Here is a 20,538-nt window from a genome sequence, read left to right on the forward strand (position 1 = left end):
ACTGAGAGTAAATACTCAACACTGAAACTGAAAACTGCAACTGAGACTGAGACTGAATACTAAAAACTAAAAACTAAAGACGTCGAACTTCTTTAGGATTTAATCCTGTTTGTTTTTTCAAGAACTTATTAAAGTGACTTACATCCGAAAATCCAAACTCATTGCTTATTTCTTTCATTAAAGCACTACTATGTTTAAGGCGGTTTTCTATCAATTTGTATTTATAATCATCAATATATTTCTTTATAGAACCACCAGTTTGTCGCTTAAACAAACTACTTAAATGATTTGGTGCCATATTAAAATAACCCGACAAAACCATCAGGTTTAAATTAGCAGGCACGCGAATTTCCTTATGGATATAATTCATAATCCCTACCAATAGTCCTTCATTCAAAACCATAGTAGTTCCTAATGATTCAAAAGCATTTTTCTTAATTACAGCAAACACACTTCGTATTAAATAAAGCAGCACCTCATTAGATCCGTTCTGGCTACCTCCATCCCACTCGCTAACAATAAGTCGCATCAGATGATTTATTTTATCTAACTCTTTGGGAGCATCAACCAGTTTACCGTCTGAAGTGTTACTTATTCCAAGCAATTGATCAAGGACTTTATTCCATTCGTTTTTGGCAGTATCAGCTGAGGTTCCGTCCAGATAGCGATTATTAAATTTTAATACACTAAACTCCGTTTCTTTATCAATTATAAAAAGATGATAATCAGATGGACATAACAAAAAGACACAAGGTCCTTTATACGTAACCTCTCCGTCGTTTAATTGATGTAATCCACTACCCGAATGAATAAAAACCAACTCAAAATGATTATGATTGTGCACAGGAAATGGCCAGGTTTCGGTCGTAAAATGCCGAATAAATAAAGGTGTATGTTGGATAAAACGTTCCAAATGATTGTTGTTTTTTTACAAAAATAGAGTTTAAAAGTACAATTTTTACTTTTAAGAGTACAATAGCTTTGCAAAAAAAGTTTATGAATAAAACCAGTTTCAAACCAGCAGTGATTCCGCTTATGGCAGTCTCAGCCGGAGTAATCGTTGCCAATATATACTACAATCAACCCATATTGCAAACAATAGCTTTATCACTTAAAGTTACCGAAACCCAAATCGGGAAAATCTCAATGCTTTCTCAGTTAGGATATGGACTTGGGATGTTCTTTTTACTTCCGCTTGGCGATAAAGTAAATCGCAAGAATCTTATTCTTTTATTGTGTGGATTACTCGTGCTTACTTTGTTTTTTATAACCTTGACATCATCATTAACAGCCTTATATATACTCAGCTTTTTTGTTGGTCTATTCTCTACTCCTGCCCAAATTATATTACCAATGGCAGCAACATTGGGCAAAGAAAACAGAGGTAAAAATGTGGGTGTAGTTTTCAGCGGAATATTGGTTGGAATATTAGGAGCGAGAGTTATTAGTGGTTTTATAACCGAATTATTAGGATGGCGTTATGTGTTTGGAATTTCAGGATTAATGGTTCTTTTGGTTACACTTATGCTAAAATTATACCTGCCCGAAGTACCTTCAAAATTTAAAGGCAGTTATTTTCATCTCATAAAATCTACTTTGGCACTCATACCCAAATATCCCGTTTTGCGCCAAACAGCACTTTTAGGATCATTTACATTTGGTGTATTTTGTTCCTTCTGGACAACGCTTACTTTTCATCTTAGCAGTGAGCCTTTAAACTATCATTCGGGCATAATCGGACTCTTCGGATTAATTGCCATTGGTGGTGCATTGGTCGCACCGTATTTTGGCAAACTAGCAGATAAAGGTAATGTACGAAGCTCTTTATTAACTACAGTCTCGATGATTATAGGCAGCATTATTCTTATAAAAATATTCCCGTATTCTATTCCCGTGTTAATTCTTAGTGTTTTCTTCTTAGATATTGGCGTACAAGCAACCCAAATTACCAATTTTACACGTATATATAGTTTACACGAAGAAGCGCATAGCAGACTGAATACCATATACATGACTACTTATTTTATCGGTGCCGCAGTAGGAACTTACTTCGGACTTTTGAGTTGGAAGTTAGGAAAATGGGATATGGCTACCTCACAAATGCTTTTATGGAGTATTATTGCATTAATAATAGTAATTTTTTCAAACAAACGTAAAGCATGAAGAACATAGCAATAATTAGCGATATACATGGTAATTTACCTGCGCTAAAAGTCGTTCTCGAAGATATAAAACAAAGGAACATTGATCAAATATATTGCTTAGGCGATTTGGTCGATTTTGCTCCTTGGCACAATGAAGTTATCGAACTTATTAAAGCATTAGAAATTCCTTGCTTAATGGGAAATCATGATGAACGCATTGCATTTGATCATGAAGTAACTCCATTACCAAAACACAATCCCGAGGAAAGAGCTGCACGTGTTAACGGAATTAATTATACTAAACAAACTATAAAGCCAGAGAACAAGGCGTTCTTAAAAACTCTTCCTGAAAGGTTTTTGCTCCATTTTACCATTTCTGGAAAAGAAACTAAAGTATTATTGGTTCACGGCAGTACCCGAAGTAATGATGAATACATTTATGAGAATCATAATCTTGAAGATGTTCAATCGATGCTTGCTCAGGAAAAAGCCGATATCATCATTATGGGGCATACACACAAACCATACGTTAGGCATATAGAAGCAACCGCAGAATCTCCTGCTGGAACATTAATAAATTCTGGTTCTGTAGGTCGATCTAGAGAAGAAAATCCATTGGCAACATATCTTATATTACATGTTTCTGACGAAAATATAACTCCCGAAATTGTTAAGTTGCAATACCCTATAAACGAAGTAATAAGCGCCATTGAAGAAAGCGAAATCCCTGATTTTTATGCTCAGTTTCTTAAAAAAAATGTTTCAGTATAAGTTTGTTTTATTATTAGACTCTCGGTCTGAATAGTTTTTAATAAGATTTTAATTTCTCAATCTTGTCTTTCTTGACAAAGCCACTTAAATAATAATAATAATAATAATAATAATTACAAATAATGCTCTTCGATACAACCGCAAACTTGTCTTTCCTGACGCAAGAAGAATCTCTGTGAGAAACTAACACAAACTTGTCTTAGATTGTCGAATTACTAACGGAGATTCTTCTTGCGTCAGGAAAGACAATATTGAGAGAATACAATGTTGTGGATAAAACAAGAATATGGAGTTTCACACTGAAATTCCTTCTGTATCAAGAAAGACAAGTTTAGGGTAAAACAATTACCCCTTTGCAGAGCTAACTAATATCTTACTTCAAGAAATAATCGGCATCGATTAATTTATTTCCTGTATCATCATAAACTGCATAGTTAAAACCGCCCTGAATACAATAGGAACCATATTCTCCTGCTTTATTTAAGGCGATAAAACCAACTTGAATATCTTTTAAATCTTTGTTTCTATTCTTAGTTAATTTTACGATTCTTGCCACAGCTTCTTCACAAGCTTTTTGAGGTGATTTTCCTTGTCGCATTAATTCAACTACAAGATGGCAACCTGCAATCCTGATTACTTCTTCTCCATGTCCTGTTGCTGTTGCGGCTCCAATTTCGTTATCCACATATAAACCCGCTCCGATAATTGGAGAATCTCCAACGCGTCCGTGCATTTTAAATGCCATTCCGCTTGTGGTACATGCTCCCGAAAGATTTCCGTTGACATCCAGAGCAATCATTCCAATAGTATCGTGATTTTCGATATTAGCAATTGGTTTGTATTTGCTGTCTTTCAGCCATTCTTTCCATTCTTTTTCGGACTCTTCTGTTAGCAGATTTTCTTTTTTAAAACCTTGCGCCAATGCAAATTGCAAAGCACCATCGCCAACCAACATTACGTGAGGTGTTTTTTCCATTACCGCTCTTGCAACTGATATTGGGTGTTTTATATATTCCAAGCAAGCAACCGAACCTATATTGGCATTCTCATCCATGATACAAGCGTCAAGCGTTACACGACCATCTCTATCTGGACGTCCGCCATAACCTACACTTCTTTCTTTTGGGTCACCTTCGGGAATTTTAACTCCTGCTTCTACAGCATCTAAGGCACTTCCTTTGCTTTTTAAAACTTCCCAAGCAGCTTCATTTGCAGGAATTCCAAACTTCCAAGTAGAGAGTACAATCGGCTTTTTTCCCTTCTTAGATACTATGCTTTTTTCATCTTCTCCTGAATCTGAATTGAAAGATTGCAATGCCACAGCAACCGAGCCTATTGCCGCTGTTTTTATAAAATTTCTGCGATTTGAATTTGTCATAAATAAATAAAATTTTAAACCATATATAATATTAAAAAAATTAAACCATATAAGTTATATAAGCACATTAAAGTTTTTTACTTACTAAAAACTAAGCAATAAAGATTTTTTAATATGAACTTATATGGTAAAAAACAGTTACTTAATCTTAACTTTATAAATATTAAAAATCAAACCTACAAGGTTGAAAAAAACCTTGCTGGATAGGAATTCTTATCAATAAATCTTCTTAATCCTTTATCTGTGGCAGAAAAAAATCAACTAATATAATCAAATCTACGCTTTATAAAGCATGCTTGTAGCACCTAATAAAGCGGCTATTTCATTATCTGTAGAAATTGATACTGTAACATTACTTCCTGCGTCTTTTATTTTTTTGTTAAAAAACGGCAAGAAAAATTCACTTGCATTTGCAATTTTCCCTCCAATAATAAAACTATCAGCAGAGAATTTTTCTAACCACGGAATAACAATTTCGGCCAAATCTTCCCCCATTTTTTCGAATACTTCTATTGCCAATTTATCTTCTGCTTTAGCTAAATTATAAAGCTCTAATCCATTGTTTAATTTTTTTCCGCTTAAAGCGAAATAACCAGCAATAAGTCCACGTACCGAAACGTAATCTTCGGCTATACCTTCTTTATACGGAAGGTCATATATTTCTCCATCTTTTGGTACTAAATCACCTGTACTAATCGATGTTCCTTTATCTATAAAACAAGCTCCAAGTCCTGTGCCTAGCGTGATTGCCATTATTTTTTTGGAAAGATTATCAGTATCTTTAAAAACTTCTCCTTTACCAAAACAAACGGCATCATTTTCGAACAAAATCGGAAAATCATTCGAAAGATTCAATTTGTCCTGAAATAAATCTCGAACATTTAATCCGTAAAAATGTTCGTATTTAGATTGATCTTTTATCCAACAAACTCCATTGGTATAATCAAATGGACCAGGCATACAAACTGCTAATCCTGTCGTATTTACAACTTTGGAATTCTTGATAGAAATACGAATTGCTTTTTCCCATATAGTCATAACTTCTTCCACTGGCATATTAGAATCAAATGATTCTTTATGCAGAGAAGAATCAATCACTTTCATAGCTGTAATATCTATAATTGCTGCGGTAATATGTGTGCCACCAATATCTAATCCAACGGCATATTCTTTATTCATTCTTTTGTGTTTTTTTGGATTTGGGTTACTAAGAGATAAAGATTTTTTTAGTCTTCAATTTATACCTAACAGGTTTTAAAAACCTGTTAGGATACTTAATCTCTTAATGGTAAATTTATTTTTAGATGTTTTTATCTTTTAAGATCTGAGGATAATGAATGCTGGTATGCACAATCATTTCGCCAAAAAGTGTATTCGCCCATGCAAACCATTTTCTGGTAAACTTCGTTACATCATCTTTATGAAATGATTCGTGCATGAATCCTGTATCGGCATTTGTTTTGATTAAATTGCTAATACAATGTTTTATCTCCTTTTCGTCGACACTGGTAATCGCTCTTAAAACAATACTCATAGGCCAGATCGTATCTGTTCCAGTATGGGGGCCACCAACGCCCTCACCTGCTTTTCCTTTGTAGAAAAATGGATTATTTTCTGAAAGCACTACTTTACGAGTATTCAAATATAGTGGACTATCTGGTTCAATCGCGCCTAAATAAGGCAATGATAATAAGGACGGAACATTGGCATCATCCATCATATGGAAACTTCCGTATCCGTTTACTTCAAAAGCAATGATTTTTCCGAATTTTGGATGATCGATGATTCCGTTTTCTTCTAATCCTTTCTGAACTTGTCCCTGTAATTCTTTGGCTTTAGCCACTAAATTATCATCTTTTAATGCCGGTAAAGAGAAAATTTCCTGAAGATATCCAAGCACTTCGATCGCAAACATATTACTCGGAATTAAATACCCAAACAAAGTACTGTCATCGCTTGGTCTAAAAGTCGAAACAATCAATCCGCAAGGTTTTACAGGATATCCGTAACCGCTTAACGGTACACCATCTGTAGCCCAAGCTGTAACTCGCTGAAAATTGTATGGTCCTTTATCGGTCCATCGTTGTTGTTCTTTAAAAGTTTGCAATACCAAAAGCATGGCTTCTTTCCACTTACTGTCGAACAAACTTATATCTCCGGTTGCTGCCCAATATCCGTGTGCCAATCGTATTGGGTAACACAAACTGTCTATCTCCCATTTACGCTCATGAATACCAGGTTGCATTTTGGTCATGTCATTTTTCCATTCGCTTACCTGATTAAAATCTTTGTAAAAAGCATTTGCATAAGGGTCTAACAAAATACATTTTGTTTGGCGGTTAATTACACCTTTTACCAATTCGGCTAGTTTTTTATCTTCTTTTATAAATGGGATATACGGCCATATTTGTGCTGTACTGTCACGCAACCACATCGCATCGATATCTCCTGTAATTACATAGGTATCTGGTTTTCCATCGATGATTTCAAAATCGACTGTTGTATCTAGTGTATTAGGAAAACAGTTCTCAAATAACCAAGCTAGTTCCGGATTTGCTATTTGTTTTTTGATTCTTACAATTGCTGCTTCAATAGCTTTACTTGTAAATTTCCTTTCGGCCAATGGTGGTCTTTTGGTAATAAAATCTTTTAGTGCAAAATTAAAAGCATCCGATTGCATTCCAAAAGCATCCGTTTGAAGCGCCAATAATCCTGCTGAAAAAATCCCTGTATTTTTTATAAATTTTCTACGTGATTGCATAGTATTATTTTGAAGTTGAATAAGAATATGGATAGGCACTTGCTGAAGTTCCTCTTTGTAAATTAGGTTTGCTGCTCATGTCAAAATTTAATTCACCACCTTTTAGTACATCAAAATGATTGATGTAATTTTTGGTATGAGTTGCATTATTCCATTTTAATTCCTGAACATATTTATTGGTTTCGGAATTATTTGCTGCATTTATGATAAGCTCCTTTCCGTTTTCCATTTTTAATGTTAGTTTCTTAAATAATGGTGCTCCAAGAACGTACTCATCTGTCCCGGGACAAACTGGATAGAATCCCATTGCTGAGAAAACATACCAAGCCGAAGTTTGTCCGTTATCCTCATCTCCGCAATATCCATCTGGAGTTGGTTTGTACAAACGGTTCATTACTTCACGAGACCAGTATTGTGTTTTCCAAGGCTCGCCTGCGTAATTATACAAATAAATCATGTGCTGGATAGGTTGGTTTCCGTGCGCATATTGTCCCATATTCATGATTTGCATTTCGCGGATTTCATGAATAACTGATCCGTAATAACTATCATCAAAAATTGGAGGTGTTGTAAAAACAGCGTCTAATTTGGCCGTGAATTTTTTCTCACCACCCATTAAATCAATTAAACCATTTATATCATGGAATACGCTCCAGCTATAATGCCACGCATTGCCTTCGGTAAAAGCGTCGCCCCATTTAAACGGATTGAAATTTTTAGGAAAGCTTCCGTCTTTATTTCTACCGCTCATCAATCCGATTTCTGGATTATAAAGATTTTTATAATTCATCATTCGTTTTTCTAATAAGTTAATTTCTTTTTTCGGACGATCCAGGGCTTTCGCCAATTTCCAGATGGTAAAATCATCATAAGCATATTCTAGCGTTCTTGCTGCATTCTCATTAATTTTTACATCATAAGGAACATAACCTAAAGTGTTGTAATACTTAACTCCTCTTCTTCCCACTGCATCCATCGGACCTTCATTATTGGCTCCATGTAATAAGGCTTCGTATAATTTATCTATATCATAACCTCGTAATCCTTTGATGTAAGCATCGGATACTACAGATGCCGAATTGTTCCCAACCATTACGTTTCTGAATCCCGGACTTGACCATTCTGGCAAGAAACCGCCTTCTTTATAATCGTTGATTAATCCTTCTTGCATTTCTTTGTTTATAGAAGGGTAAACTAAATTAAGTAATGGATATAAGGCACGGAAAGTATCCCAAAATCCTGTTCCTGCATACATATAGCCTGGTAATACTTTGCCATTATAAGGGCTATAATGTACAATTTCTCCCTTAGCGTCTATTTCATATTGTTTTTGTGGAAAACAAACGGTGCGATATAAACAAGAATAGAATGTTTTAAGTTGCTCTTCGCTACCTCCTTCGGCAGTTAGTTTTCCTAGAATTTTATTCCATTCTTTTTTAGATTCGGCTACAGTTTCATCGAAAGTTGCTTTTCCTAACTCGTTCTTCAAATTCAGTTCTGCTTGTTCTATGCTGATAAAAGATGATGATACTTTTACATTTACTTTCTCTCCTTTTTTGGTTTTAAAACCTACTATTGCACCTACATGATTGTCTTTTAATTCTAGTTTGTCTTTTTCCAGAACTTTATCACGCCAAGTATAATTTGTTGAAAATGGTTTATCGAATTGTAATACAAAATAGTTCTTAAAATTCTCCGGAACTCCACCGCTATTGCGAGTTGTGTAACCTATAATCTTATTCTCTGATGGAATTATTTTGATATAAGAACCTTTATCGAATGCATCGATTACAATAGAAGATTGTTCATTCTCTGGAAATGTAATCTGAAAATGTGCTGCTCTTTCAGTTGCAGTAATTTCGGTTGTTACATCATAATCTGCAAGATATACGCTGTAATAATATGGTTTTGAAACCTCAGCTTTATGACTAAACCAACTTCCTCTTTCGTCTTCTGCAAAAGTTAATTTCCCTGTTACGGGCATGATCGAAAACTGTCCGTAATCGTTCATCCAAGGCGAAGGCTGATGTGTTTGTTTGAATCCTCTTATCTTTTCGGCCGTATAAACATACGCCCATCCGTCACCCATTTTTCCGGTTTGTGGTGTCCAGAAATTCATTCCCCAAGGTCTGCAAATCGCAGGATAAGTATTTCCGTTGGAAAGATTAGATAGTGATTGTGTTCCCATTAATGGGTTGACATATTCTACCGGATCTAACGCTTTAACTTGTGCATTTACAAAAATGCAGCATTGTAATACCCCTAAAAAAATTAAACTCTTTATTTTCATATTTTATTTTTTTTGCTTTAGGCTTTAGGCTAAAAACTGTGACTGTAAACTGCGACTAAAATCTTCTGACTTCTTAACTAAAATCTATATTCTAAAATCTAAAATTAAAGCGGTCTATCTTCTTTCTTCACTCCAAAAGTTGTCGATGGTTTGTTTCCCATAAACAATTTTAATTCTCCTCCTTTTACAATCATATCATGCGTGATGTATGATTTTGTGTACGGCTTACCGTTATACTCTGCTCTTTGGATATAGATATTTGTTTTGCTATTATCTATTGCTTTTAATGTAAATGAAATTCCTTCTTTATGATGAATTGTCGCTGAGTTTACCAAAGGACTTCCTAAAACATAAATTCCGTTTGCCGGATTAACCGAATAAAATCCCATCGATGAAAAGACATACCAAGCCGACATTTGTCCTAAATCTTCATTTCCGCATAATCCGTCTGGTTTTGTCGAGTAGAATTTATCATCGATTTCACGAATTAGTTTGGCTGTTTTCCAAGGTTGTCCTGCGTATGCATAAAGATATGGAATATGATGATTTGGCTCGTTTCCTTGTGCATATTGACCAATTAATCCGCTGATATCTGGGGAAATCTCTTCGCCTTCTACTTTATCTGTTATTAAGAAAAGTGAATCTAGCTTAGCTAAAAATTTATCTTCGCTTCCAAATAATTCAATTAAACCATAAGGATCCTGAGGAACTAACCAAGTGTATTGCCACGCATTTCCCTCTACATAATCATCTTTACGATGTGCCGATGAAAGTGGGTTAAATGGTGTTCTCCAATTACCATCTGTTAATTTCCCTCTCATAAATGTGGATTCTTTATCGAAATAAAGTTTGTACAAATTGGCTCTTTTTGAGAAATAGTTATAATCATCGGTTTTACCCAATGATTTTGCCATTAGTGCTACACAATAATCATCAATAGCATATTCTAGGGCATTACCAACTGATTCTAGCATTTTATCAGCCGGAATGTATTCTAGCTTTTGAATATAATCCATTCCGTCACGAGTTTGCATTGACGTTTTTTTGATCGCTTCATAAGCCAATGCTACATCATAATCTCTATACCCTTTCATATAAGCATCTACAATAACTGCAATCGAGTGATTCCCGTTCATAGTATTGGTTTCATTCCCCATTAAATGCCAAACTGGTAATCGCCCTTGTTGCTCATAGATTGCCAAAAATGATTTTACAATATCATTGATTTTATCTGGTTGTGTAATGGTATATAAAGGATGTAAAGCACGGTATGTATCCCAAAGAGAAAAGGTAGTATAGTTGGTAAAACCTGCTTTTTCATATACTTTTTTATCTGTTCCTCTATAATCTCCGTTTACATCATTAAAAATTGAAGGTGCAAACATGGTATGATACAAGGCCGTATAAAAAACTTTCGTAGTTTTATCATCTGCTTTTATCTGAATCTTATTTAGTTCTTTGTTCCATTTTGATGTTGCTTCTTTTGCTACAGCATTAAAATCCCAACCCGGAATCTCGGCTTTAATATTCGCGGAAGCGTTTTCATAACTTACTGGAGATATTCCTACTTTTACTAAAACTTGTTTGTTTTTTAAAGTAGTAAAATCCAAAACTGCTTTCATTCTTACCGCTTCTCCTTCATTACCTGCAACTGCCGTTGTATTGTCGTACAATGCGATATTAGTAATTGGCTCGGAGAATTCGATAGTAAAAAAGATACGCTGATCTGCTGCCCAACCCGCAGAATATCTATATCCTACAAGGGTGGTTTCGTTTATCTTTTTTATGAATGTTTTTACCGGTTTATCCCATCCCACACCATCGGCAAGATCTAGTAAAACATGATTATCTGTAGTGGTATTAAATGTGTATTTATGAAAACCTACTCTTTTGCTAGCTGTTAGCTCTGCTTTAATTTTGTATTTATCAAGCAAAACGCTGTAATATCCTGCTTTGCTTACTTCGTTTTTATGAGAGAAATAGGAGCCATAACCAGTTACCATATCTTCTTTTGTTCCTTTGGTAAGAGGTACTTTTCCTGATACTGGCAATAACAAGATATCATTTAAATCTCCTATTCCAGTTCCGCTTAAATGGGTATGCGTGAACCCTAATATGGTATTACTCGCGTAGTTGTATCCGCTGCACCAATCCCAACCTTCAAAAACATTTACGGGTCCTAATTGTACAGCTCCGAAAGGAACGTTTGCACCAACAAATACGTGTCCATGACCTGCAGATCCTATTAGTGGATTTACATATTGAGTATAATCTAAACTATTTTGTTTAGCTTTCTTTTCCTGTGAAATTGCAGGATTGGTGAAAATTATGCTTAAAGCAAAAATTCCACTAGAAACTATTTTGTTATATTTTTTAAACATATAATCTATTTTTTTATTTGAATTGTGTAGAATTTAACCACAAAGTGCGCAGTCCCGAAGCCTCGGGACACGCAGAGGATGCAAAGATTTTAATCTTTTTATCTATTGAAGACACACTACAGTACGTCTCTACAGAAAACCTTTGAACCCTTTTTTATTCGCAATACAAGAAACCTTTGAGTCTTTGTACCTCAAAAACTTAGTCCCTTTAATTGTATCTTCTCAAAACATCATACAGAGAATAAACCTTAATCTCTGGTTTCGTTATTTTACCTTCGAAAGTAATTATTTTTTCTTCACCTTCTTTCAAATCGATGTAATTATCACTCCATTTGCCTGTATATCCTTTTATGGAAACATTTACATATTTCGCAAATTTTGAAGCTTTTAAAATCAGTTTGCTTCCTTGTACTTTCCACGTGATTTTTGGGTCTTCAAGTTTTAAATTTATCGGACGTGTCAGATCAATTTCCGGGGTTTTATCATCTCGATAAGCTTCTTTCATAGCATACCAAGCGGCTTTGGGTTGTCGGTCGTAATAATCGGTCACACTCCAACTTGCTACTGGCCAACAATCGTTAAGTTGCCAAACTAATGTTCCCATATTATAAGGTGCTTTTGAACGGTGGATTCCGATAATGTTTTTAAGCGAATAATATTGCAAACATTGTGTGAGGTATGTATAATCCTCGACATTCATTTTCTTTATTTTGGTTGAATCAATGAAATATCTGTTCAGATAAGAATCTAATTTCAGGAATCCTTTTCCAGCTTTTTGGTGCGCCTGTAAGATATCCGAATATAAATATCGGTCTTCTGGCAATGTAAATTTTTCGATAGAAGAATAATTAGGCATCGCTTGCATTCCGTATTCGCTCACAAAACGTCCTGTTTTTTTCTGTACGGCTTCTACATCTTCCAGTCCCCACCAAGTTCCCCAATAATGGCTGTCTCCTTCGGTAAGGCTCTTTTCTTTGGACCAATGAAACAATGGTGATGAACTAATATATGGTCGTTTATTATCGACTTCCTTCACCCATTTCGGGATACTATCCTGGAACAATCGAACGTAATCTTTCCATAATCGAGTCGAATCTTGCTTGGACATTTTCATGCTTTTTTGCCATCCCCAATCTTTAAAAGCTTCATCGATTTCATTATTACCGCACCATAAAACAATGCTTTTATGATGACGTAAGCGTTTTACCTGATACTGAACTTCTTTTTTCACATTATCAAAAAAAGCATCATCTCCCGGTACCATTGTTCCGGCAAACATAAAATCCTGCCAAACATAGATTCCGTTTTTATCACATAAATCATAAAAATAATCATCTTCATAAACTCCTCCACCCCAAATACGCAACATATTCATATTGGCATCTTTGGCCATACCAATCACTTTTTCATATTCTTTTTTGGTAACTCGGGAAAGAAATGCATCCGAAGGAATATAATTGGCTCCTTTCATATAAACCGGTTTCCCATCGATTTTAAAATAAAATGATTTACCAAGACTATCTGGTTGTTGTACCAATTCTATCTTACGATCTAGCACATAGGGTTTCTCTGGAGTTTTTTTGTCATAGGCTTCCAATCGTGGTGTTTTCCAAATTCCGCAAGTGGTGAATTTTGGTCCCCAATCCCATCCAAAATGGTACTGCGCTTTACGCACATAAGCACGAGGATTATCTGGAATTATAAATGGTAAATCTTTCTTGGCAAGCGAATCGACTACATTTTGTGCCGATTTAAATACGATTACCAAATCATTATTTCCTGATTTGATTATTTTCTTTACATCAACTCTCCATTGGCGGAACATATTATCGGCTTTTAATACCAATTGATTGTTTAGGTAAACTGTTGCATAGGTATCTAATCCATCAAAAACTAGTTCTGCATTTTTTTTGTTTAACGTTGCTGGTGTTACCTGAAAAGTGGTTTTATATTCCCAATCTTTCTTCTCTATCCATTCTAGTTTTTTCTCATTGTCTCTATAAAATGGATCTGGAATTAATTTATTGTTTAATAAATCGGTGTGGATTTCACCCGGAACGGTGGCTGGATACCATTTTGCAGTTTTGGTTTCGCGATATTCCCAACCTTTTTTTATTTCAATATTTTGAGCGCTTGCTACAAATGAAAAATTTGCAAGACAAATGCTGACTATCGAATAAAAGCTTTTTTTATATTTCATTTTTATAGAATATTCGTGTCTAAATTTTAATCATATGTAAAGAGTAGCAGTTATTTAACCGTTGGCAGTAAAAGAAGGATAATTGCTTGCACAATTAGTTCCTTCTCTTTTTTAGGTTTTATATCCAAGAATAAGAGTAACTAACAAAAATATCCAGAAATAATTTCCTTTTTACGGCTGCCAAACTTAAACTTGCTTGATCTTTACAGTATACAATAAGAGCGGTTTTGGTATTTTGAGTAAAATCTATTTATTCAATATTAAAATCAATAAACAATGTCATTAGATTTTTAAGTTTTATCGAAAGTAATTCCATCTTTTTCAGCAAAAGCAATTTTACTGGTTGCGAAAAAAAAGGTACTAAAAAACAATATATTAACCTCTTTATAACAAATGTTTTTTTTAAAATAAAATCAAAATAGAAATTTAAAAATAAGCCAGGACAGGATGTATATCCCATCCGACTTATTTTAACTAACCTAACCAAATTAATTATTTATCCCACCAAATTCTGGTTGTCATTAAATCTAACCCTTGGCGTGAAATTGCTTCTTTGTAATTGGCCGAATTTGTTATCAGCTCAGATTGATCGTATATCAATCTTCTCGGAATTGTACCATTAGTTTCTCCAAGAGGATCATTAACCGGAACTAAAACCGGATATCCTGTTCTTCTCCACTCAGAAAAGGCTTCAAAACCATTGAATAACAAAACAATCCATTTTTGAGTTATAATTTGCTCTATCTTTTGTGCCTCTGTTCCAGAAGCGTTAAAAGGATGTGCAGCTATATAAGTATCATATTCGGCTGTTGTAACTGCAGGTACTTTGTCTCCAAAAATGGTTAAAACTTGCATTGCTCCTTTTACTCCGTCTTGATAATATTGTTGAGCTGTTCCTGAAACATTCCAACCTTTTGCAGCAGCTTCTGCCAATAAAAATTGTACTTCGCCATAAGACATGATTAAAGTAGGTGCATCCAAACGCAATACCGTAGAAGTATTAGGATCCGAGAAAAGCTTTTTGTCTCCACCTGCGAACTCTTTTGCGCTATTTGCCAACCCTTGTTGGTCTGCAGGATTATTATTATCTGAACCTTCCAGTTTGGCATAGATTCTTAAACGCGGATCATTGGTGTTTTTTAATAAATCTATAAAAGTTTTACTATATTTAATATCTGCATTACCTCCTTTTAGATCATTCATAACCCAAGATGACGTAATTGGGTTTGTTCTAACTCCTTGAGGACTTGGATCATGTTTTAATACAGTACTATCATCATTAGAACCAAAAACACCTTTTACGAAAGCTTTCTCTACATATTCTTTCGATTTTGCAGGATCTACTTTAGACAAACGCATGGCTACTCTTAACATCAATGAATTTGCAAATTTTTTCCATTTTGCTACATCACTTTGATAAAATAAATCGGCGTTACCTACAAAAGCTTTATTTGCATCTAATGCATTACTTGCTTCATCCAACTCTTTTAATAAATCATTGTAGATTGCTTGTTGTGTATCATATTTAGGTGCAAATATGTTTCCGTTATATCCTTTTCCTGCTTCGAAATATGGAATTTCTCCGTAAGTGTCTGTTAATTTCTGAAACATGAATACTTTCATAATTCTACATGCCTGAATCATGTTCGAATTTTCTGGAGTATCTGGTATAACAGACATCAACTGAAAAATTTGATTCAATCCCTTACCGTATGATTCTCCAAAAAGAGAACCTGAATATTCCGAAGAGTAACTATATTTTGAACCTGGTCCTCCCAATGAAGCAAATTGTTGTACTATTTGTGCAGCATAAGCATTATTTCCTCTGGTATTAGAATAATCTTGTCCATCGATATATATCTCGGCAAGTGTAAACATTGATTTAATTGCTGGATCTGTTAAAGCATTTGGATTCGTATTTAATTCCTCGAATCCTTTATCGCATGCCGTCAATGTCATTGCACTAACAATTGCGATACAAAATATTTTTATATATTTATTTTTCATCTTTTAATTTTTATTCTTAGAATTTAACATTAAGAGTTACTCCATAATTTCTTGTCAGCGGCATAGATGCTCTTTCAAGACCTTGTGCATTACCATTAGAATAGTTTGACTCTGGATCAATATTAGGTGTTGCACTATATATTGTCCATAAATTATGAGCAGAAAATGCTAAACTAACAGATTGAAATGGCGAATGTGCTAAATATGCTTTCGGGAAATTGTAGTTTAAAGAAACTGCTCTAAGCTTAACAAAATCGGCATTATAAACAAAGTTTGACGATACCTCGCTATAACTTCTCCAATAATCGTATGCAGAAACAGTTGTATTTACAGGATTACCATTAATATCTTTACCTGTTACAGCAATTCCTCCCTCACGACCATCAAGTGTAATGTCTGATAATCCGTAACGTGTTCCTAACTGATTTGTAGCCGAGTAAATATCGCCTCCTAATTTTGCATCTACAAAAATCGAAAGTGTGAAATTTTTATAAACAAAATCATTTGATATTCCCATTGCTGTAGGAGCAACTCCTTGTCCAGCTATGATTAAATCTCCTCTCATGAATTTACCATTAGAGTCTAATACAATATTTCCGCTGGCATCTCTTAAATAATCATAAGCCTTAATTACTCCAAAAGGTTGTCCTTTCTCTAAAACTACAGAAGCTTTTGAATCTCTGTTATTTTCTAGTGTTTTGGTAGTTATATTGTCCGATAAGTTCAATACTTCACTTTTGTTGTAAGCAAAGTTATAACCAATACTCCAGCTAAATTTTTCTGTTTTTATAGCTTTTACGTTCAAAGCAAACTCAACTCCTTTATTCGAAATCTCACCTACATTAATTTTGGTAGTTCTAAAACCTGTACTTTGAGAAATATCGGCATCGGTAATATCATTGGTTGTTTTCTTGCTATAAAAAGTCAAATCGGTACTTACTCTATTATTGAAGAATGTATTTTCGAAACCAAATTCTATTGTACTTACATTATAAGGTTTTAAGTATTTATTTGGAACTGTTTCTCCATTAATACCCAAAATAGGTTGTCCTTGCGACTCTGTTTGCCCGTCTGGTCCGATATAAGTTAAAGCTAATGCATACGCATCTGGTAAAGCTCCACCTACATTACCCCAACCTGCTCTAAACTTACCATAAGACATCCAGTCTGGCAAACTCATAATTTCTGAGTAAACAAAACTCGTACTTACAGATGGATAGAAAGTGCTATTGTTTGCAGGATCTAAAGTAGAAAACCAATCTTGACGACCAGTTACATTTAGATATAAGAAATTTTTATATCCTAAATCGGCTGAATAAAAAAGAGAGTTTACTTCGCTTTCTGCGTACAATTTTTCTGTTTTTTCAGGTATAGTGTTTCCATAAAAATATTTAAACGGAACAATAAAGTTTTTCCCTTTCATTTTATTAACACTAAATCTATTATGCTGACGGTTTGCCCCAACAAAAGCATCCAATGAAAGATCTTTGGTTAGATCTCCTTTGTATCCTAAATACCCCGATGCATTAACCTCTGAACGGCTTTCAATCCTATTTTCATAAGATCCACCCGGAAGATAGTTAATTCCTGTAGGCTCAATTTCGGTATATTCATAATTAATATCATCAATCCCAATTACTGCCTTAGCATAAATTTTATTTGTGATATTATAATTTAATTTTGTAGAACCAATAAAACGCTTTCTAAGGTCATCATTAAGATCTTCCTGAGTTGCAAAATATGGATTGGTCTGATAGTTATTTGATCCAAAATAATCTGCTTCACCACCATCTGCATCATATCCATTACTTAACCATCTTATATCTGTTGCAGGGCTCAAGAATGTACTAGAAAAAGATGGATTTCTAGAAACATCATTCAAATAAGGTCTGTTATGACTTTTCTCAGTAACATATTGTGCATTTGCCTCAATACTTACCTTTTCATTTACAGCTGAATTTAAATTTAAAGCAAAATTGTTTCTTCCAAATTTTGTTCCTGGTAGGATTGACTCATCTTTAGTGTTTCCGAATGACAATCTAAAATTTGTCGATTCATTTCCGCCAGATATTGCCAATGTGTTACTGAAAGAATATCCAGTTCTATAAAAATGATCTAAATTATCTTTACCGTATGCTTGGTATGGTCTGGTCTTTCCATCAAGTGAAAGAGATGGTGTTCCATCATATTTATCTCCCCAAGCAGTATAATAATTATCTCCAAGCTGTTGTAAATTATTATATCTCGTAGGAACGCCATTTACAGGCTCTCCCGATCCATATTGATCTTGCCATTTTAAAAGATTTGCTGGAGTATTAAATGTAGAGTTTGTACTAAAATCTATACCAAGTCCTGTATTGGCTTTTCCTTTTTTGGTAGTAATTAAGATAACACCATTTGATCCTCTATAACCATAAAGAGCAGATGCGGCACTACCTTTTAATACCGACATAGATGCGATATCGTCTGGATTAAATGAAGACATTCCATCTCCTTTATCGGCTCCTCCCCACATATTAGCATTTCCTTGCTGACTATTATCAATAGGAATACCATCTACAACATACAAAGGTTGATTAAGTCCCGATGCCGAAGTTGCTCCACGAATTACAACACGACTAGAACCAGATGGTCCAGAAACTGGTGCAGAAACATTTACCCCAGCAATTTTCCCCTGAAGTGCATTACCTAAGTTAATCTCTTTATTTTTTGTTAGGTCATCTCCTTTTAGTTCTCCAACGGCATATCCTAAACTCTTTTTCTGTTTTTTTACTCCAAATGAAGTAATCACAACATCTTTTAATTCTTGTACTGCCGAAATTAATATAACTGAAACTTTCGTATCATTTGCCTGTAACTCTACTAATTTTGCTTCATAACCAATAGAAGATACATATAGAGTAACCTTACCTTCTGGAACATTCATTTTAAAACGACCTTCAGAATCTGTAATTGCGTTAAAAGGTTTTCCTTTTACTTCAATGGATGCAGCAACAACTCCCTTGTTATCTGCATCTGCGACTATGCCTGTTATTAATCGGTTTTGCGCCACAGCCCCTAAGCTGGTCAACAATACCATTCCTAACACTGCTAAAACTTGTTTCATAAGCATTTGTATTGGTTTATTTGTCTTGGTTTTTGTTTTTGTTTGACTTGTTTGTAATAAATATTAATAAAAATGTGAACTCAATTTTAATATGATATCCATAGGCCCTAAACTATGAATGCCTCCAATCAACAGTAACTTGGTACCGCTTTCAATTTGCTAAATCGATATAGTGAATTGATCAAAAAAATTTAACAAATATTATTTTTTGATCAATTAAAACTTACTAAAACGATTTAGCAAAATGAGTAAAAAAAAACTCACCGTCTTTTTTAATTTTCTTTAACCTATTTAATCATAATTATACTGATCCTCTTATAATTAGGCTCCCTTTTTTGAGGACTTTCTCTACTGCAAATGTTTTCATATCTGTCATCTGACTCATCAATAATTGTATAGACTTAACTGCTATATCTTCTATCGGCTGCGCAATTACAGTAATAGTTGGTGTGTGTAATTTAAAACTATCATGATCATCAAAACTTATAACAGCAATATCTTCCGGTATCCTAATTCCCATTCCTCGGAAAGCTTGTAATCCTGCCAATCCCAAATAATTCGCTAAGAATAAAACGGCATCGATCTTGGGATTCTTTTTAAAAAAACTCAATATCGCAGCAATTCTGTTTTCTTCACTACTATGGTAATCCATATGAAGAACAAGTGATTCATCATAAATCCCTTCTTCTTTTAATGCATCTCTATAACCATCTTCCCTTAATTTCATCTGTATCATTCCAGATTTATTATTAAAAACAGCTATATTTTTATATCCTTTATTCAATAAAAATTTAGTTGCCGAATGAGCCCCATCATAATTATCCATTACAACATGACTGACCTTTTGTCCGGGAAAATATCTATCGATTAATACAACTGGTTTCTCCAATTTTAAAAGGAGATCAATACTTTTTTCTAAATTTTCTGTTGGAGTAATTATAAAACCATCCACATTAGCCTGCAAAAGGCTATGTATTAATTCCTCCGAACGCCCATCATCATTTCCTGTACTACAATAAAAAACTCTATAATCAATATTTTTAGCTTCATCCTCAATAACTCTGGCGAGATCTGCAAAAAACTGATTCGAAATATCTTCGACAATAAGCCCAATAGATCTTGTTTTCCCAGTTCTAAGACTCGTAGCAATCATACTAGGTCTATAGTTGAGCTTGTCGGCTACATCCTGAACCTTTTTAATTACAGCCGCACTAATTCCCATTTTCTCGCCTTTACCATTAATAACAAAAGATACAGTAGATATAGACACTTGTGCCTCGGTGGCAATATCCTTAATAGTAATCTTTTTCATCTGGCTAGTTAATTTATTAATAAACTATTATTAATCATTTCACAAATATATACAAAAACAGTTACTAAAACGATTTTGTAAAAATTATTTTTAAACAAATCATTATTTTAAAGTCAATTAACAGTATAATCATCAGAAATCATAAGTCTTTACCGATTAATTAGCATCTGTGATTAGTATTTAGTTCT

The 20,538-nt window shown here is 34.3% G+C and carries 12 protein-coding genes; 2 read left to right on the forward strand and 10 right to left on the reverse strand.

Annotation, left to right across the window (positions count from 1 at the left end):
- Window positions 1-73: 73 nt before the first annotated feature.
- Window positions 74-913 (reverse strand): AraC family transcriptional regulator, encoded by an 840-nt coding sequence (locus OIU83_RS05675; protein ID WP_264205302.1) that lies wholly within the window; start codon window positions 911-913, stop codon window positions 74-76.
- An 83-nt stretch (window positions 914-996) separates the two neighbouring features.
- On the opposite strand from OIU83_RS05675, the gene OIU83_RS05680 reads away from it, so the two are divergent.
- Window positions 997-2,163 carry an MFS transporter gene (locus OIU83_RS05680; protein ID WP_264205303.1) on the forward strand — a complete coding sequence of 389 codons (1,167 nt, stop codon included), beginning with the start codon at window positions 997-999 and terminating at the stop codon, window positions 2,161-2,163.
- A complete protein-coding gene (locus OIU83_RS05685) occupies window positions 2,160-2,915 on the forward strand; it encodes a metallophosphoesterase family protein (RefSeq protein WP_264205304.1) in 756 nt (251 codons plus the stop codon). Before OIU83_RS05680 ends, OIU83_RS05685 begins: the two co-directional genes overlap by 4 nt.
- Window positions 2,916-3,288: 373 nt before the next feature.
- On the opposite strand, the gene OIU83_RS05690 is transcribed toward OIU83_RS05685, so the two are convergent.
- The 9 genes from OIU83_RS05690 to OIU83_RS05730 form a co-directional block, all read right to left on the reverse strand.
- Entirely contained in the window at window positions 3,289-4,293 is a 1,005-nt protein-coding gene (locus OIU83_RS05690) for an isoaspartyl peptidase/L-asparaginase family protein (RefSeq protein ID WP_264205305.1), read from the reverse strand.
- 276 nt (window positions 4,294-4,569) lie between these two features.
- The gene (locus tag OIU83_RS05695) at window positions 4,570-5,472 is read right to left on the reverse strand and encodes an ROK family protein (protein WP_264205306.1); all 903 of its coding nucleotides are present in this window, start codon (window positions 5,470-5,472) and stop codon (window positions 4,570-4,572) included.
- 121 nt (window positions 5,473-5,593) lie between these two features.
- Window positions 5,594-7,054 (reverse strand): glycoside hydrolase family 125 protein, encoded by a 1,461-nt coding sequence (locus OIU83_RS05700; RefSeq protein ID WP_264205307.1) that lies wholly within the window; start codon window positions 7,052-7,054, stop codon window positions 5,594-5,596.
- A 4-nt stretch (window positions 7,055-7,058) separates the two neighbouring features.
- Window positions 7,059-9,344: a GH92 family glycosyl hydrolase gene (locus tag OIU83_RS05705; RefSeq protein ID WP_264205308.1), complete on the reverse strand. Its 2,286-nt coding sequence runs from the start codon at window positions 9,342-9,344 to the stop codon at window positions 7,059-7,061.
- Between the two features lie 104 nt (window positions 9,345-9,448).
- Window positions 9,449-11,725, reverse strand: a complete 2,277-nt coding sequence (locus OIU83_RS05710) for a GH92 family glycosyl hydrolase (protein WP_264205309.1) — start codon at window positions 11,723-11,725, stop codon at window positions 9,449-9,451.
- Between the two features lie 208 nt (window positions 11,726-11,933).
- Window positions 11,934-13,925, reverse strand: a complete 1,992-nt coding sequence (locus OIU83_RS05715) for a beta-mannosidase (protein WP_264205310.1) — start codon at window positions 13,923-13,925, stop codon at window positions 11,934-11,936.
- 492 nt (window positions 13,926-14,417) lie between these two features.
- The gene (locus tag OIU83_RS05720; RefSeq protein ID WP_264205311.1) at window positions 14,418-15,932 is read right to left on the reverse strand and encodes a SusD/RagB family nutrient-binding outer membrane lipoprotein; all 1,515 of its coding nucleotides are present in this window, start codon (window positions 15,930-15,932) and stop codon (window positions 14,418-14,420) included.
- Window positions 15,933-15,948: 16 nt separating this feature from the next.
- On the reverse strand, window positions 15,949-19,038 hold the full coding sequence (locus OIU83_RS05725; protein ID WP_264205312.1) for a SusC/RagA family TonB-linked outer membrane protein: 3,090 nt from the start codon (window positions 19,036-19,038) through the stop codon (window positions 15,949-15,951).
- A gap of 301 nt (window positions 19,039-19,339) precedes the next feature.
- Window positions 19,340-20,350: a LacI family DNA-binding transcriptional regulator gene (locus OIU83_RS05730; protein ID WP_264205313.1), complete on the reverse strand. Its 1,011-nt coding sequence runs from the start codon at window positions 20,348-20,350 to the stop codon at window positions 19,340-19,342.
- Window positions 20,351-20,538 lie beyond the last annotated feature (188 nt).

The organism is Flavobacterium shii, from assembly GCF_025847235.1.
Taxonomy (GTDB): domain Bacteria; phylum Bacteroidota; class Bacteroidia; order Flavobacteriales; family Flavobacteriaceae; genus Flavobacterium; species Flavobacterium shii.